Source organism: Algoriphagus yeomjeoni (genome assembly GCF_049821175.1).
Classification (GTDB): domain Bacteria; phylum Bacteroidota; class Bacteroidia; order Cytophagales; family Cyclobacteriaceae; genus Algoriphagus; species Algoriphagus yeomjeoni_A.
Genome location: NZ_CP187512.1, coordinates 2,255,601 through 2,273,090, shown reverse-complemented (window position 1 = coordinate 2,273,090; position 17,490 = coordinate 2,255,601). Strand labels below are relative to the sequence as shown.

General features: G+C 40.0%; 16 protein-coding genes. 4 read left to right on the top strand and 12 right to left on the bottom strand.

The window, feature by feature from the left end:
- Positions 1–19 precede the first annotated feature (19 nt).
- Both ACPUEN_RS09010 and ACPUEN_RS09005 read left to right on the top strand, forming a co-directional pair.
- Positions 20–802, top strand: coding sequence for an SDR family NAD(P)-dependent oxidoreductase (locus tag ACPUEN_RS09010; RefSeq protein WP_425639867.1), 783 nt, complete (start codon positions 20–22; stop codon positions 800–802).
- 257 nt (positions 803–1,059) lie between these two features.
- Positions 1,060–1,602, top strand: coding sequence for a DUF6705 family protein (locus ACPUEN_RS09005; protein ID WP_425639866.1), 543 nt, complete (start codon positions 1,060–1,062; stop codon positions 1,600–1,602).
- A 543-nt stretch (positions 1,603–2,145) separates the two neighbouring features.
- Here the strand turns inward: ACPUEN_RS09005 and ACPUEN_RS09000 are convergent.
- The 5 genes from ACPUEN_RS09000 to ACPUEN_RS08980 form a co-directional block, all read right to left on the bottom strand.
- Positions 2,146–2,679 carry a dihydrofolate reductase family protein gene (locus ACPUEN_RS09000; RefSeq protein ID WP_425639864.1) on the bottom strand — a complete coding sequence of 178 codons (534 nt, stop codon included), beginning with the start codon at positions 2,677–2,679 and terminating at the stop codon, positions 2,146–2,148.
- Positions 2,680–2,928: 249 nt separating this feature from the next.
- On the bottom strand, positions 2,929–3,735 hold the full coding sequence (locus ACPUEN_RS08995; RefSeq protein ID WP_425639862.1) for a hypothetical protein: 807 nt from the start codon (positions 3,733–3,735) through the stop codon (positions 2,929–2,931).
- Positions 3,657–4,187, bottom strand: a complete 531-nt coding sequence (locus ACPUEN_RS08990) for a hypothetical protein (RefSeq protein WP_425639861.1) — start codon at positions 4,185–4,187, stop codon at positions 3,657–3,659. The genes ACPUEN_RS08995 and ACPUEN_RS08990 overlap by 79 nt, the downstream gene beginning before the upstream one ends.
- Before the next feature lie 31 nt (positions 4,188–4,218).
- Complete coding sequence (locus tag ACPUEN_RS08985) at positions 4,219–5,901, bottom strand: DUF2207 domain-containing protein (RefSeq protein ID WP_425639859.1); 1,683 nt, start codon at positions 5,899–5,901, stop codon at positions 4,219–4,221.
- A gap of 221 nt (positions 5,902–6,122) precedes the next feature.
- Entirely contained in the window at positions 6,123–6,683 is a 561-nt protein-coding gene (locus ACPUEN_RS08980; protein ID WP_425639857.1) for a LemA family protein, read from the bottom strand.
- 336 nt (positions 6,684–7,019) lie between these two features.
- Between ACPUEN_RS08980 and katG the strand changes: the two genes are divergently transcribed.
- Positions 7,020–9,275 carry a catalase/peroxidase HPI gene (gene katG, locus ACPUEN_RS08975; protein ID WP_425639855.1) on the top strand — a complete coding sequence of 752 codons (2,256 nt, stop codon included), beginning with the start codon at positions 7,020–7,022 and terminating at the stop codon, positions 9,273–9,275.
- Positions 9,276–9,675: 400 nt separating this feature from the next.
- On the opposite strand, the gene ACPUEN_RS08970 is transcribed toward katG, so the two are convergent.
- Genes ACPUEN_RS08970 through ACPUEN_RS08960 form a run of 3 tightly spaced genes read right to left on the bottom strand, consistent with a single transcriptional unit; the run spans position 9,676 to position 12,593 of the window.
- Positions 9,676–10,461: a polysaccharide deacetylase family protein gene (locus ACPUEN_RS08970; protein WP_425639853.1), complete on the bottom strand. Its 786-nt coding sequence runs from the start codon at positions 10,459–10,461 to the stop codon at positions 9,676–9,678.
- A gap of 37 nt (positions 10,462–10,498) precedes the next feature.
- Complete coding sequence (locus ACPUEN_RS08965; RefSeq protein WP_425639851.1) at positions 10,499–11,224, bottom strand: hypothetical protein; 726 nt, start codon at positions 11,222–11,224, stop codon at positions 10,499–10,501.
- A 37-nt stretch (positions 11,225–11,261) separates the two neighbouring features.
- Positions 11,262–12,593, bottom strand: coding sequence for a GntP family permease (locus ACPUEN_RS08960; RefSeq protein ID WP_425639849.1), 1,332 nt, complete (start codon positions 12,591–12,593; stop codon positions 11,262–11,264).
- A 199-nt stretch (positions 12,594–12,792) separates the two neighbouring features.
- Between ACPUEN_RS08960 and ACPUEN_RS08955 the strand changes: the two genes are divergently transcribed.
- A complete protein-coding gene (locus ACPUEN_RS08955; RefSeq protein WP_425639847.1) occupies positions 12,793–14,865 on the top strand; it encodes a beta-N-acetylhexosaminidase in 2,073 nt (690 codons plus the stop codon).
- A 47-nt stretch (positions 14,866–14,912) separates the two neighbouring features.
- On the opposite strand, the gene ACPUEN_RS08950 is transcribed toward ACPUEN_RS08955, so the two are convergent.
- The 4 genes from ACPUEN_RS08950 to ACPUEN_RS08935 all read right to left on the bottom strand — a co-directional run bounded on the left by ACPUEN_RS08950 (position 14,913) and on the right by ACPUEN_RS08935 (position 17,029).
- Positions 14,913–15,389: an acyl-CoA thioesterase gene (locus ACPUEN_RS08950; RefSeq protein ID WP_111611726.1), complete on the bottom strand. Its 477-nt coding sequence runs from the start codon at positions 15,387–15,389 to the stop codon at positions 14,913–14,915.
- Between the two features lie 173 nt (positions 15,390–15,562).
- Positions 15,563–16,207, bottom strand: a complete 645-nt coding sequence (locus tag ACPUEN_RS08945; RefSeq protein WP_425639845.1) for an MOSC domain-containing protein — start codon at positions 16,205–16,207, stop codon at positions 15,563–15,565.
- A gap of 159 nt (positions 16,208–16,366) precedes the next feature.
- Positions 16,367–16,777 carry a type II toxin-antitoxin system VapC family toxin gene (locus ACPUEN_RS08940; protein ID WP_425639843.1) on the bottom strand — a complete coding sequence of 137 codons (411 nt, stop codon included), beginning with the start codon at positions 16,775–16,777 and terminating at the stop codon, positions 16,367–16,369.
- Positions 16,778–17,029, bottom strand: coding sequence for a DUF6364 family protein (locus ACPUEN_RS08935; protein WP_425639841.1), 252 nt, complete (start codon positions 17,027–17,029; stop codon positions 16,778–16,780). It lies immediately after the preceding gene.
- Positions 17,030–17,490 lie beyond the last annotated feature (461 nt).

Genomic DNA, 17,490 nt, shown 5'->3' with positions numbered 1-17,490 from the left:
TCATTTAAACAATTAACTCATGTCTAATAAATTACCCGGAATCAAACTTTTTGACCTAACAGGAAAAGCTGCCATCATCACCGGCGGATCCAAAGGACTCGGCTTAGCCATGGCAGAGGGACTTGCCTCGGCTGGCGCAAATGTGATGTTGGTCAGTAGAACGCTGAAAGAGGGCGAGGAATCAGCTCATAGAATTTCTGAACTCTATGGCGTGAAGGCTATTGCTTTTGAAGCGGATGTGGTGAACAAAGAGCAGACAGAAGCGATGGCCAAAGCTGCCTTTGATGCTTTTGGGAAAATAGATGTCTTGATTAACTCCGCTGGAATCAATATTCGAGGTGCAATAGATGAATTAACCTTGGAAGATTTTCAGAAAGTGATGGACATCAATGTGACCGGAACTTGGCTTTGCTGTAGGGCTGTAACACCTTACATGAAAGAGGTGAAAAGTGGTAGCATCATTAATTTGGCAAGTACTTTAGGTCTTGTTGGGCTTTCCAATCGAACTCCCTATACTTCCAGCAAAGGTGCTGTGGTTCAGATGACACGGGCGCTAGGATTGGAGTTTGCCCCATTCAATATCAATGTAAACGCCATCTGTCCTGGACCATTTTTGACGGAAATGAACTTGCCAATTGCAGATACGGAAGAAGGAAAGAAATTTATCGTTGGCGCTACGGCACTCGGAAGATGGGGTAGGCTGGAAGAAATTCAGGGAGCTGCGATTTACTTGGCTTCAGATGCAGCGAGCTATATGGTGGGCTCGATGCTGACAGTGGATGGGGGATGGACGGCGAGGTGATTTTATCTTGACATGACGTAATGGTTCTGCACGACTTTGTCTAATAAGGTTATTGATTTGATGCATTCAAAAACCAGTTGCTCTGTTAACCCTACAAATTCTACTTTACAGAATGAAATAGGATTAATTAATTTTCTTAATTCAACAGGTTTGGGACTTACCTTATCTAAAGGTGAGTTATCAAATTTTAATTCCTGGAACAAAATTGGAACTAATCGACAAGGAACCAATACCGTAACACTAAATTGCAATTAATTATGAAAGTACTAAATTATATTACAATCTATTTAACAGTAGTTTTCACACTAGCTGCTAGCCCAATATTCGCTCAAATTCCCGAAAATCAAGAAAAGCTAACAGATTTAGAAGGAACTTGGTTTTATAAAGATGAGAGAATTGACTTTACAGTTACTCTAATATTTAAAGAAGTAAAAAGTTTAGAAAGAGAAGATAAATTTTTATTTGGTTATGTCAAATTGATTGTGGACGAAAATCTTGTTTATAATGATCTAGAATTTGTTGAATTCTTGTATTCCAAGGATAAGGTTAATTTCAAAGAAATATTTGACACAAAAAATCTTCATAGAATTCCACCTGTTATTTTCTCCTCCAATGAAAAAGGAATAATTGGAAGTTTTCACATTTATGATAAACCAAAAGGTGTTACCATTCATGCAACCTTTCAAGGAGAAAGCCTAATTTGGAATTTCCCAAGTTTTTTGGGTCCAAAACGAATTGTTGATCCTGATCACATTCCGGCGGTACCATCCACTTGGGTATTGAAGAGGGTGGAAGAATAGGAATCTATAATCTAGCAAGAAGAGGCTGTTTCTTAAGCTGGAACAGCCTCTACTAGGTTAGAGATAGGCGTTCAGCTAGAGATTATTTGCAACTTCGCCGTGATAACTAAAAGAATTATTCACTATAGTCAAGACCTTGTCATCATCAAAGTTCTTGGTTCTATTCTTAAGTTGGTGTAACACATGGTTCTTAATAGGCTCAAATACAGATGGACAAGCAACGATGATGATTTTAAGGTTGAATATCTGTGCCCTATAGAGGGGATTCAACTATTGGCCAGGTTATCATTGAAAGACGTCCTTTAAATTCTTGGTAGAAACACTTTTTGGAATTGTACTATTCATATGAACTAGTTTACTTGGAAGGAATCCAATCGCATAATTTGATCAGGTTAATTCTTGGTTTATGGTAAATACTTCTTCGTAACTATAGATGGGGGATGGACGACGAGGTGATTTCTCGCGGCGACGCAGCGACGCAACGATTTTGTATTTCTTGTATCAGCCTATTCTGAAGAACAACAGCTTGGACAGCTAGTTAACCTATCGTGCTCTAACAAAATGATTCTGCACGACTTTGTCCAAAAACAGCGTTGATTTGACGCATTTAAAGATCAATTGCTTGGGTAAATCAGCAAACAAAGGAACTCCAGATCCTAGTAATACTGGAATTGTTGTAATAATCATTTCGTCGATTAAGTCTTCTTTCAGAAAGCTCTGAATGGTCTTTCCTCCATCGATGTAAAGGTTTTGAAAGCCTTTGCCGTGTATTTCTGAAAGAACTTCTGTGATGCTTCCCTTGACAAGAAAAGCTTTCCCTTTAAATTTTTCTGGAATCTCGGTCATGGAACTGCTCCATACAAAAACAGGCTTGGTGTAAAACCATTCTCCCTCAAAGTCTGAAATTACCTTAAAAGTATTTCTTCCCATTAAAAGCGCATCCATGCGGGAAGTGAAGTCATTAAAACCTGTGTCGATTTGGTCGATTTCCGGAAAAGTAGAAAGCCAGTCCAACTCATCATTTTTTCCTGCAATCATACCGTCTAAACTGGTGGCTATAAATACAGAGTTTTTCATATGATTATAATTTGTCTTTTAAAGGCCATATGGAATCTCGCCTGGGAGATAATCATCCCTCTGTGTGTCGCTTCCGACATGCTCGATTTCATGTGATTATAATTTGATTTTTAATGGCCAAATGGAATCTCCGCAAGAATTATAACCATAGCTCTGTGTGTCGCTTTGGGTCATGCTCGATTTCATATACTGTAAGATAGCGTATGGTGTTGAGGGAATGTGAATTTAGCGCAGGTTTCCAGACTTGTGCTAGTTACTTTTCAATTTATCCAACATGTTTCTGGCATAATTTCTATACCAACCTATTTCACAGGATTCTATGTATCGCTCCAAATCCTCAAAAGTAGCTGCACCATCAGGTTTAGCATAATTAAGTGTCAAATCACCCATTTTTCTAGCCCAAATCTTATGTCTTTTATTCATAGATCGAATGGTCTCTACAGGATCTCTCAACTTTTCAGGGAATCCATATTCATCAATGATTGATTGAATCACTGAGTAGTGTTTTTTATCTAAATCAGTTTCAGTTTCGGAGAGAACATCCATATAATCGTTGAGAATGTGCAAGTTGGAAATTGGATCTGCATGATGGTGGTTTTTTAGCGCCAGCTCACCCCATTGCTTAGCAACATCATAATTTGTAAGAATGCAATTGCTTCTAATCAATAGATTAATAGCTAGAAAATATATGGGAGGGTAGTCATCCGGAGCCATTTTTTCAACCACCATTTCAAAATAGGAAATAGCTTGTTCATGTTGCCCTGACATGAAGTGCATGTGGGCTATTTGATTGTGCTGCTTTATAAACAGTACATCTTCATCATAAGAATCCCGAACTTTTTCAATGTATTCATCGATCAATTTTATTTTAGCTTCTGCTCCACAGTCTGCTAGATCTCTGTAGAGTTTTAGCATAAGTTCCGCTGGAAAAAAATCTTTCTTTAGCTGTTCACGGTTCATTATGGCTAGTTTGATGTTTAATTCTTCGGTAAATACTTCTCCGGAATTGGGTTTTCTGGAGATTCCTGCATCCAATAAATATTGATAATCCACCATCTATTTCCATCATTCAATAGTTGAATACTATTGATTCCTCGCATAAATGGCTTATCCATGGACTCATTATTGAAGGAGTTATAGGTGCTGAAAATCTGTGTGATATTGCCAAATGTGTCAACTGTGCGATGGCTTTCTACTTCAAAAAATCCTATATCTACCAACATCTTACCAGCTCGGGTAATGTAATCCTCCGGGGTCATGAAGGTGGCTCCGATCACACCAGACTGATTTTTTCCTGAAGGAATCAACTTAGCATCCGGATGGAATAAATATTTGAATAGCTCCCAATTTCTTTCCTGACCTTTTTCACCAGAAATCACCCCATACAGTGTTTCAATTGTACTGTCAAGAGTCTGAACCTTACTGAGGTATTTATCATCTAAACTTTGAGCATTGACAGTTAGACCAAAGGCAATTAATACAAAAACTAGGATTGCTACTTTTTTCATAATGGAAGATTTTTAATTTTTTATATCAAGTTTACCAGCTTCCGCCTCCGCCTCCACCAAAACCGCCTCCAGATGAACCACCTCCGCCGGAGCTACCAGAACTGGAAGGTGAACTGACCATAGTGGATTGAGTTGATTTGATAGAATTGTTAAAGGATTTGGAAAAATGATTCATTGACATCATTCTACCACTAGTTGAGTAATACCAAGATGGCGGTTGTAGATTCAATGAATCGAATTTCTTGGCCCATCTATCAAACATTCCAAAGGCCAAGGCATAGCTCATGGTAGACTCAAAATAGGAAGGGTCTTCTTTCAAAAGCATTTTAAGCTTGTTTTCCTCGGCTACTTTAATGAATTGCTTGAAGCCTTTTAATTCAGATAAAATAGCAGTCCCTTCTTTATTTTTTTTGATTAAAAACTGACTCATTATCAACAAAAATATGTGAGAAACACCAGCAGCAACGGCAGCAATTATTCCCCAAAAAAACAGAAATGTGGGCACAAGAATGAGCATGGAAAGGATCAAGCCAAAAATGGTGTAATTCTTAATTCGCCTTGACTTGTTCACATAATAAATTTGAGAAGCATCTTTTAAACTACCCTTAGCAGTACTCATTGTAGTGTAGAATTTTTCCTTGAGACTGCTGACGAGAACTTCGCTTTTGGATGAAAATAACCCATTAAATAATTGGCGCTGATATAATGGAGCATCTGCTTCAATTTCCTTCAACTTGGTGAGCTTGGTGTCATCCTTTGCAAACCATCCTTTTTCATCAATTTCTTCGATCGTTAAAAAACCTTTGGAAGCCCAAAATGGAATCAAAGAGATCAGATCAACGGTATCTCCAGAGTCATCAATTAAGAAACCCACCATAGCAGGATCCATACCAGTAGGCGGATAGTAGCTCGTGGTGGTTGTTACATGATCGTCTTTCCCATGCTTTTTCCAGATGGAATAAAAGGCAAAATAAACAAATGGAAGAATCAGAGTCCAGCCGTAGTCTGTCCAGAAAGGCCAGAGTGGCTTGATTTCTTTAACGCTGCCCAGTGGTAATTTCAGCAAAACCGTCACTGCTTCTCCTCCCGAGGATACTACGCCTGCCTTGCTGCTACCCGAGTAGACTCCATTTGCATAGCTGGTCTCAAAATCATCAGTGGGAACATTCGATCCTATTGTACCTGAATACAAGAAATAATCATCTTTCTGAAGAGAAACTCCATTGGGAAGGTGAACCTGAAAGTCTATTTTATTAAATGGAGCATACCAGTCACTCGGCTTGATATTCCAATAGAATTGGATTGCTTCCGATTCATGGAGAAAAGCATTCTCAACTCTATACCTGATTTCATATTGCTGCGGACCTTCTAGTGTCACATTCGCATCACCGATTTTAATCCGTGCATTATCAGAATATTTCTGTCCAAATGCTGAAGGTGCATCAAATTTGTATCCTGGAACAATGATTTTACTAAGTTTCAGTTGACGTTTTTCCTGCTCGCCTTCTTCAGTTTGCAAGTCATAAGCCAGCTGAATATCCCTATAGATCCCGTGTTTTGGCACTTCGAAATTAAGGTTGTATTTCTCCACCACATCGAAGTATCCTTCTTCATGAATAGTAATGTCAACAGTATAGGAAGTGACAGTAAAGTCTTGCGAGTAGACCTCTAGCTGCACAAAAAATAGGAGAAATAGAAAGGTGATTTTTTTCATACTAGTGCTCATGAACTTTTAAAAAAACCAATAGAAAGTAGGAAGTAAAGTTGATTTCTAATCAATGAATTGGCGTTCCTTCAATTGTGAAAATCTACTACCAATTACATAAATACCAAGCTGCAATCTGCATTTTGGAGTGCATCGGTTATCCTACACCGGACATCCTTTCCGAAGAGCAAAGAAAGCAATGCAACTAGAATGATTGAGAGAACTAATGTTTAATTAAAACTCACTTTGACATTCTCTCGGCTTTCTGGCTCAGCTTCGAAATAATCATAATGCTTGTAATTGAACATTCCGGCGAAAAGGACACCTGGGAAGCTTTCACCGTAGGTATTATTCTCGCGTACGGTGCCATTGTAATATCTTCTGGATCTTTCAAGATTTTCTTCTATCTCATTTAGTTTATCCTGTAGTTGTAGGAAGTTGGTATTGGCTTTCAAGTCAGGATAAGCTTCACTCAAAGCAAAGATACTTCTAAGTGTTTTTTGAAGCTGATTTTCAGCTTGTATTTGTTGGTTGATATCATCTGAAGGTACTGACATAGCCGAATTCCTAGCTTGGATTACTGCCTCCAAGGTTTCCTTTTCATGGCTGGCATAACCTTTCACTGTTTCCACCAGATTTGGGATCAGATCATATCTTCTTTTGAGAGCGACGTCAATATTGCTCCAGGCATCTTTAACAGTGTTTTTGTTTTTCACAAAACTGTTGAAGATACCGACCAGAAAAACGCCAATCAAAAGCGCTATTCCAATAATAATGAGTAGAGTTACCATGTTGGGGTTGTTTTAAAATAAATGACTGTGAACCTGATAGGAGAAATAAATCAGTTTATTTAGAACCAATTAATTAACAAATTCAAAATACCACCTTTTATTTAAAACTCAAGAAAATCAGCAAATTCAAAGTGTTGTAAAAATGACTGAAAACTTGATTTAAATCGGTATTGAGCAGATAGATAAATTGAATTTCATTGGTTGGTATTCGACTGATAATTTCAATGGAAGAATGAAACAGTCATAGAGTTTATCAATGAGATTTTTAATTGCATAAGCAAATCTTTTGTTAAATTAGCTTTTAGAATTTCAAAAAGTAAAAACACTGTTAATATTATGGATAAACACAATGACCCACATCAATCACATGGAGACCCTGCTTGGGAGGTGAATGATAATCAAGCAAAATGTCCTTTTACCCAAGGATCAGTTAATAAGACAGCCGGCGGCGGGACAAGAAATCATGATTGGTGGCCAAACCAATTGAATTTGAATATTCTGCGCCAGCACTCTTCGAAGTCGGATCCAATGGATAAGGATTTCAATTATGCTGAGGAGTTTAAATCATTGGATTTAGCTGCTGTCAAAAAGGATCTTGCCGATTTAATGACAGATTCTCAAGATTGGTGGCCAGCAGATTTTGGGCATTATGGTCCATTTTTTATCAGAATGGCTTGGCACAGTGCCGGTACGTATAGAATCGCCGATGGACGTGGTGGTGGTGGATCTGGATCCCAGCGTTTTGCACCATTGAATAGCTGGCCTGATAATGCGAATTTGGATAAGGCTCGTTTGCTACTTTGGCCAATCAAGCAGAAATACGGAAGAAAACTTTCTTGGGCAGATTTATTAATCCTTACGGGTAATGTGGCACTAGAAACAATGGGCTTCAAAACCTTCGGATTTGGTGGAGGTCGCCCGGATATCTGGGAGCCGGAAGAGGATATTTACTGGGGATCTGAAGGAGAATGGCTAGGGGATAAGGAAAGATATAGCGGAGACAGAGAATTGGAAAATCCTCTAGGTGCTTCTCATATGGGATTGATTTACGTGAATCCTGAAGGTCCAGAAGGAAGACCAGATCCAATTGGAGCAGCACATGATATTCGGGAGACCTTTGGCCGAATGGCTATGAATGATGAGGAGACTGTTGCTTTGATAGCTGGTGGTCACACATTTGGTAAGACGCACGGAGCTGCAGATCCAGTTCAGTATGTGAGTGCTGAGCCAGAAGGTGCTAGTATCGAAGAAATGGGATTAGGTTGGAAAAATTCCTATGGAACAGGTAATGCAGGCGATACCATCACGAGTGGTATTGAAGTGACTTGGACTTCAACTCCAACAAAATGGAGCAATAGCTATTTTGACAATCTTTTTAAATACGATTGGGAACTTACAAAAAGCCCTGCGGGAGCCCATCAGTGGACTCCTAAAAATGGCGACGGAGCTGGAACTGTGCCTGATGCGCATGATCCATCTAAGTCTCATGCCCCAGCTATGTTGACAACAGATATAGCTTTAAAGGAAGATCCAGCATACGAGAAAATTTCAAGGAAATTTTACGAAAATCCAGCCGAATTTGCAGATGCTTTTGCAAGAGCTTGGTTCAAATTAACACATAGAGATATGGGGCCAATTGAGCGTTATTTGGGTCCAGAAGTTCCTACTGAAGAACTGATCTGGCAAGATCCGATTCCTGCTGTCAATCACGAATTGGTGAATGATGCAGATGTTGCTTCTTTGAAAGCGAAAGTATTGGATTCAGGTCTTTCCGTTTCTGAATTGGTTTCTACAGCATGGTCTTCGGCTTCTACTTTCCGTGGATCAGATATGCGCGGTGGTGCAAATGGAGCAAGAATTCGACTTTCTCCACAAAAATACTGGGAGGTGAACAACCCTTCTCAGCTAAGCAAAGTGCTAGATAAATTGGAAGCTATCCAGAAGGAATTTAATGCTTCTCAATCCAGTGGAAAGCAGATTTCGTTAGCTGATCTAATCGTATTGGCTGGATGTGCAGGAGTGGAGCAAGCAGCTAAAAATGCTGGTAGCGATATCACCGTACCTTTCACACCAGGAAGAGCAGATGCTTCCCAAGCTCAGACTGATGTAGGATCTTTCGCAGCGATGGAGCCTGCAGCAGATGGTTTTAGAAATTTCTACAAGCCAAAGCACCGCGCTTCAGCAGAAGAAATGCTGATAGATAGAGCGCAACTTCTTAAGCTTACACCGCCTGAGATGACTGTACTTGTTGGAGGTTTGAGAGTGTTGGGTACGAATTATGATAATTCAAAGCATGGTGTGTTCACAGCAACTCCTGGTGCCTTAACCAATGACTTCTTTGTCAATGTGCTCGATTTGGGTACTACTTGGAAAGCTGCAGACAAGGGACAACATGCATTTATAGGAACAGATCGCAAGACTGGTCAGGTGAAATGGACTGGTACGCGTGCTGATTTGATCTTCGGGTCTAATTCTGAGCTTCGTGCGATGTCAGAAGTGTACGCATGTGCTGATTCTAAGGAAAAATTCCTGAAGGATTTTGTTGCGGCTTGGGATAAAGTAATGATGCTGGATCGTTACGATCTGGCTTAAGCTTAGTTAGTATTACTATTGATTTGAAAAGGTGGTCTGGAAACGGATCACCTTTTTTGTTGTAACCGCGGGGTACGCAGAGGGAGCAAATAATTTATTTTAGCAGCAAAGTGCACGAAGATTCGCAAAAGGTATCTTTTAAGATTCACCTACTGTCAAGTTGAGTCTTGATCTGCAATGTGTCCCAGCGGGACAGTTGGTCGGTAGTTGATTGTCAAGATGTTGGGTTTCTTCGTTCCAGAGGAACGTGTGGTATCAATTCTTGACCAGTCGTTCCTACGGAACGAGCCTCCGTGAGAATATTCTTTTGCTACCAACCAAGCGTTCCTACGGAACGGGGTTTACTAGAGATCTCTTATTTCTATTCAAGAGATTAAAGCCATTTCTTATGTAGGCTGTTTTAATTACTAAGCTTCTTCGAAAAGTCCGGCTTGAGTAAGCGCTTGGCTTCATCCACATCAATATACTCCTCCAATTCTTTCATAGAAATCACCGTGAACTCATTCACTTTTAGGTATTCCAAATATTCCTTGAAAAGCTCAGGCGGCGTATTCACCCAAGGATGCTCGATGTCAGGCACTCCGTGAATTGTCAGAATAACAATCTTTCCGTCTTTGGCTTGATCAAAGGCATTCAAGATTTCGGCTTTATTCGTTTCATCAGTCGCCCAACTTGGGATCAAATAAGGGTGATCACTCAAAGGATCGTACGCTCTGCTTCCTCCAGCTCGAGCGAAAACATAATCTTTTGCTTCTAAAAATTCCAATGCCTGTGAATTCAAGCCATATCCTGGGTAGGCAAAGTTGGTAGGCTTTGTAATTCCTAAAGAGTCACATTTATCCTCGATGTAGCTGAGTTGTTTATTGAATTCTGCTTGGGATAATTTGCTGACATTGGCGTGGGTATGCGTGTGGTTTGCCACTTCAAACCCCACTCTGTCCAATTCCTGAATCTGTCTCCAATTCATATAAAGTGCGCTATCGGCATAATTCGGCTGGAACTCGCAGACAAAGAAAGTCCCGCCAAAATCATATTCCTGCAGCAAAGGAGCTACAACTGAATACTGGCTAGCCGGAGCATCATCGAAAGTCAAAACGACCAGTTTGTCAGGGATTGGCTTTTTTAGGATTTGGGCGTGAAGAATTAGTGGAAAAAGGAGAAGATAAAGGGTAAGTCTATTTTTCATACGAGGTAGCAGAGAAGTCGTGGGTACGATTGCTTTATCATTTTTTTATAAGGAAATAGATTTTGTTAGCTAGTTCTTGCCACCATGGACTGTCAAAAAAGTAAAGTTCAAGCGTGTTTTCTAGGATAATCAGCAGTCCAAATGTGAGTAATGTGGTATTGAATTTACCATGTACAACTCGGTCCCAAAGGATACTGATTACAATGAATGTATCTGCCAATACAAACCCAAACCAAAACGCGGGATCAGATACATTCGGAAAAAGATGTCTAAATCGAAACCAACCCGGCCAAATCAAAACAAGTGTAGCGAGTAGCATAAAATTTCTGTGAATGCAAGGCATCTTTCTATTTGCGATTCCAGAGATCACCAAGCCTCCAAAAATCAACCCTGAAAATAAGATGCCAACTAATGAAGAGGTAGCAGTTTGTCCTAAACCTTCTGCAAGTTCACGTTCTACTTGATGCATTCCGGTGGGCAACAAAGTGACGACAATACTCAGAGCGATGAGTAATCCAATAATCCCTAATTGCTTATGAATCTTTAGATTTTTGCTTCGAATGAGTAAGACCTGTAATAAATACAGGCTTACCCAGCACATAGCTAATGCACCATGGATATAGATTAAAGGGGGCGCAATAAATGTATTTCGACTTACAGGTATTATAAACGTAGTGGAGAATCCTACCAAAACAGCAAACAAACCAACAAAACCCATGATTAGGTACAATTGGCTAGGTGGAGATTTCGTTTGCCTGATCATGATTAAATAAGGTTAGCTCCAATTAAGATAGTGAATTTCAACCCACCACCAGCGTAATCAGATAAATCACACTTATCGCCGTCACCGACATAATCAACGTTCCCAAACTGTGCGTCTGATTGCCTTGCTTGATGGATAATCCGGAGAGTTGAGTTACTGCCCAGAAGAAGCTGTCATTGGCATGGGAGATCGCCATAGCACCGGCTCCTGTAGCCAAAACTGCGAATACGCGCATGGTTTCTGAGTCTAATCCAAGAGAACCAAGAAGAGGGGCAATAATCGAAGCGGTGGTAATCATCGCAACAGTAGATGAACCTTGAGCAGTTTTCAGCGCGAAAGCTATCAAAAATGGAAGAAAAATTCCCCAGCTTGCGCCACTCATGGATGAGCTGACCAGATCGCCGATTCCTGAGTTTTGCAGCATTTTTCCAAAAACTCCTCCTGCTCCCGTAATCAGAATCACAGGTGCTGCGATCAGAATTGCCTCACCTATCCAGCCAGAAGAAGAAAGTAACTTCGCATCGAATTTCTTTGGTAAGGTAAAAGCCATAAAGGAGCCCAAAAGCAATGCGATCACTGGACTTCCTGCGAATTGAATAAAGGTGTAAAAACCACCCTCTCCAAAAGGTTTGGTTGGGTACTTGGCGATAGAAGCGATTATAATAAGAATTAGAGGGACGATAATAGGTAGGAATGATGCAAAAGCTGAGGGTCTTTCTTTCTTATCAATTTCCTCAGTTTTGACGGCCATTTTTGGAACCAAAGGAATTTTGTAAGCTACCTTTTTGACAAAAATGTAAGAAGGAATCAAGGCGGTTAAACTTACAATCAATCCATAGAAAATGATCATTCCCAAGTCTGCTTCATAAATTCCGGCGGTTGCGATTGGTCCTGGAGTAGGAGGGACTAAGGAGTGCGACGCGGTGGCTCCAAGCGCTAAAGCAATGGTAGTAGCAGCATAAGGAACCTTTCCTTTCAGAGACAGTGACTTGCTGATAGGGTTCATCATGATGAAAGTGCTGTCGCCAAAAACTGGAATCGAGAGTATATATCCAGAAATCATCATGGCAACTGTGATCGATTTTTCTCCGATCCAAAAGAGGATTTTCTCTGCAATAACAATTGCTCCTCCAGTTTTTTCCAAAAAAGTCCCCATCATCACACCGAGTAAGATGAGTAAGCCTATACTTCCCAAAACCCCTCCAAATCCCTCAGAAATGGATTGTAGGATTAATTCTCCGGGCATTCCAGCTAATAATCCATAAAGGATAGCACCGCAAAAAAGTGCAAGAAATGGATGGATGTCGAATTTGACGATGGCAATTAGAATCAGTGCCAAGGCAAAAAGGATAATCAATAAGGTGAGCATTATAGGTTAGGTTGGGTTTGAAAAAAACTAGTACCACGTGTTGCTACTGGCTTCAACCTAAAAATTAGGCAAAAAAAGGGAATAATAAAGCCTCATGCTTTATTAGCTTTCTAATTGTTTGTTGAGTGGCGTACTTGCCTTTTAATATTTGGTATTTTAGCTAAATCAAATTTCAAACACCCATCAAAACCTCTTTTACATGCGTAAATTATCAGTTTTTAACCTGCTGCTCTTTCTCATACTGGTAGCTTCCTGCAATTCAGCCCCGAAAAAAGCTGGAAGCTATATGATATTGCCAAGCCCTGCTTCGATGGAAATAACTGGTATTTCTTCAGTTTCTGCTACTGTAATTGAGGCCATTGTCAAACAAGCTAAATCAGATTTCATTGCGGGTAAATCGCTCGCAGGCACAAGTGAAGTTTCCCTAAGTTTAGAGACCACTTCAGGATTGAAACCTGAGGCCTACACGCTGGAGATTACTGAGGCACACGTCGAAATCAAAGCGGCGACCAAAGTTGGACTTTGGTACGGATTAATCACACTGGGTCAATTGGTGCAAGATGCCTTGGATCAGGAGGCGGCATTGCCCCTGATTTCTATAAAAGACGAACCAGCGCTTAACTATCGTGCTGTGCACCTTGACGTCAAGCATCACCTGGAAAAGAAGGAGTATTACTATGAATTGATGGATGAATTGGCCGAACAGAAAATCAATGGGATAATTCTGGAGATAGAAGATAAGCTGGCTTTCGAAAAACAACCCAAAGTAGGTTCATCAGATGCATGGTCCATCGCAGAATGGAAAAATCTGAGTGATCATGCCATGGCTAGAAATATCCGGATTTCTCCTTTGGTTCAGGGTCTGGGACATGCATCATTCATTCTAAAGCATGAGGAATATAAAGATCTACGGGATGATCCTGAAAGTGATTGGGCATTCAATCCACTGGACGATCGAACCTATGAAGTGCAGTTTGATTTGTATTCCGATGCGCTTGAAGCTTTTCCTCATGCGCAATACCTTCATGTAGGAGGAGACGAGGTTCATACTACAGGAAGAGGAAGTGGGAAATCCCCGCTTGAGTTGCAGTTGACTTGGCTGAATAGGGTGAGTGAATACGCGGAAAACAAGGGCTTGACTCCGATTTTCTGGGATGATATGCCTCTGAAAAATGCAGGTGTGTACAATTCTATATTTAATAGAAATCTTTCTGAGGCGCAAGTAGATAGCATTTGGTCTGCAAACGAGCCTAATCTTAATACTTATGTGGACATGTTTCCAAAAAACTGTGTGTATATGCGCTGGAATTACAGCATGCCGGAGACTATCGGGAACAATCGCGCTATGAAGTGGTTTACCGATCACGGCTTCCAAGTGATGGGAGCGACTGCTGGTCAAACCCGCTGGAACCTGATGCCACTAGAAGAAAGCAATACGGCGAATATTCGGGATTTCGCCTTGATCTCAATTGAAAATAAAGCGGAGGGTTTGCTTTTAACACTTTGGGATGATGATTCTCCTCACTTCGAATTGTATCAAAGAGGGATTGCGGTTTTTGCCGAATACACTTGGTCTGGACAGAAGAGAACTTCAGGTGAATTGCATGCAGCCTACCGCCAACGAACCTTTGGCGCCGAGCTGGCCTCCGAAGACTTTGCATTTATTAATGAACTCGAGGGTCCAGTGGCTTTTTGGAAAAATGCCCTGCTTGACGATAAAGATAGAAACCGCCTAAGAATGATGGGAAATCCTATGCAAGATGCTGTTTTGGCTTTGCCTGAGGCAGGAAAGCCTGGCGCTTGGGCAGAAGCAAATGCTGAGAAGCTGGCAAAAGCAACCGAAAATCAGCAGGTGATAGAGTCGGTTCTGAATACAATATCTGCCTCAAAAGAAGCAGCGCTGAGAAATGCCTACAGACTTGATGTTTATGAGCAAGTGGCTAAAGTTGCGCAATTCACCAATAAGTCTCTACTTCTTCTTGCAGAATGGGATTTGGCCAAGACTGATGAAGAAAGAGATGCTGCCAAAAAGAAACTACTCAATCTTGAAAATGAATGGAAGGAGCAGCTGGCAGAACTGGAAGCTGTTTATGGTAAAACCAGAGAGCTGAACAAACCTGACGATTACATTCTTGACCAGGATCACCACGTGCATTTGGCGAATCAGGCGATCAAGTTTTCTGATTGGCAGTTTTATGTAGAGGATTTATTTCTTCAAAAAATCAAAGAAGGAAACAGCTTGGAGATGACAAGTGAAATTGAGAATAATTGATGGATTGCCTGAAACTTTCCCAAAGTTCCAAACTTTGGGAAAGTTTATCACTCATTAAAAAATGGCTTCATTTCGTTGTGAATATTTTCACGGAGAGATTTCAAACGAGTGGCATATTCCTCCAGTTTTTTCTCTTGATCGGTTTGCGGAATCCAAGGCTTTACCTTTTTCGGATTGCCATTTTCATCTACGGATACGAATATGATAATACAATGCGTCTTTTTCTCAAACTCTTTGTGACCAAAGTCTCTGGAATATACTTCCACCATGATGTGGATGCTGGAGCTTCCAGTGTAGATTACGGCACACTCCACTTTGATCACATCACCGATGTTGATAGGCTTGTAAAATCTGATACCGCCGACATATACTGTTACGCAATAACTTTCTGACCAAGTTCTGGCGCAGGTGTAAGCCGCCTGATCTATCCATTTCATCACTACACCTCCATGTACTTTTCCCCCGAAATTGATGTCCGAAGGTTCGCTGATAAACTGGAATGAGGTTTTGTGTGAGGTATCCATAGGTTTGATAGGTGATTAGAAAGGTCTAAGCTAAGGGATATTTCGGTTTTATGCGGGGTGAAATAATGAGTTTGATTCGATTATTCAGTGTTTTTGAAAAAGTATCCATTTATGATTTCTGCCTTTTGATCAAGTAATTCCGCTAGACAGGTTGTCGGCGTTTTGATTCTTTTCTAGGGATTGGAACCAATAAATGAGCTTAAGAAAAACCGCTTTTTTGGAGGGATCGCCTTACTACTGGCTGCGATTTTCAAAAGCTCCTGATTTTTTTCTTTTGCAAATACCAATTGGAATAGATTAGAAACGGAAAGGCTTTTCTCTGGTCGTTCCATCAAAATGAATTCATCATCAATGTCCACATATCCTTCTTCCAAAATACTCAGATAAGTACCGCCAAAGCCATGTTGGATAAATTGCTTGATTACATGCTGTGTTCCGAACTTATGTCCGAATTTATAGCAGGGTTCGCGGTATTGGGAAACCATGACTAAGGTTTCGCCAACCTTATAAATATCGCCTAGGTAAACTTCATTTTCATCAAATCCTGAAACAGTCAGGTTCTCCCCAAACATGCCCCACGACCAATCCAGATCTGGATACAAAGCCTTCCAATAAGGATACTGCTCTGCAGAAAAAATGTAGCAGGCTTTGTAATATCCGCCATGATTTAGTCTATTGGAGACCTCATCGTTTATGACATCGTTTTTGGTCAAATAGATAGGCTGGCCTGTTGGTTTTTTATAAATACCAGTAGTTTCTTCTTTACCGTTCCATATAAAGGTGGTAGGCTTTCCTATGTTGGTTGAGATGATTTTCATCCTAAAAATGGGTTAGTTGATTTCCAGACTAATATATCGTGATTTTATGGAAATTCTCAGGGCATCACAGTGTCATAAGTTGCCTAACATGCCCTAGGTACCCATATAAACCTAGAGTTTCTGCAATCCGGATTTTACCCTAATAAAGTAGAAATCAGGCTACTTCTTCAGATACATTTCAGGGGACAATATGGCCAGATCACTTTTCTTATAATCCTTTAAATTTCGAGTAAGGATAACTGATATTTCACCTTGATTTAGTGCTGCGCAATTTTGCAGAGCATCTTCAAAATCTTTGAATTCAGAGTTTAAAGCTGCTAGGACAACTTCCTTATTCATCGTGGTGATCTCAATAATACTTAAAAGTTGCTTCAGTTTTTCTATAATTACCTCGTATTTGGCTGTTCTGCTCAGTATGTAATAGACGTTAGAAATGATGACAGGAGTGGTATAGCCAATTAGTTGCTTTGACTCACAGCGAAGAAAAATCTCTGTGGCAAATTGAGCAAATGGTTCTCGGTCAAAGAAAAAATCCAGAATCACATCCGAGTCAATGAGTACTTTATCCATTTACAAATGCTTTTCTTCCAGGGCTTTTTTCAATTCTACTTTGTAATCAAAATTCTCAGGCATTTTAAAAGATCCCTTTAGCGATTTGACAATAGGAGTCAGCTTTGGTTTATCCTCTTCTTTATTTTCCTGAGTGAGGCTTTTTAGGTAGTTTTCAATGATATCAGAAAGGCTTCGGTTCTTCTCTTTTGCGTATTCCTTAGCTTTTTGAATTACATCTTGTTCTATGGTTAAGGTGAGTTTGGTATTCATAAGCCGTTTTTTTCAAATTTAACAAGAAAATTTTACACGTGTATAATTTACTTTTCTTATACGTGCTGTTAAGTAATGATTTTCGAAATCCTGAATTTGGAACTGCTGAATTCGGGATCATATAAATCAACATTCGATTTTTTCATTCTGCTAATTCACTGAAAATGGTTTTGTCTTTTGATTTTCTATTTGGCAAAAGCTCTTTTTAATTAGTATTGAAATATTTCAAAAATTGACACTACTGTTAAGATTAGTCCCATTAATGATCCAATAAGTAAGATAGCGGATGGGATTTCGTAATAAAGGTTTTTACTAGACTTAACAAATTGGAAGATTAACCCACCAATAATTAAAGGGATGGATATGACGATAAAATAAGTCCAAAATGTTGGGATTAAATTGAATACAATTGCCAGTATTCCTACAATTTTCGGTTTGTAGAGTAGTTTATCCATTAAAAT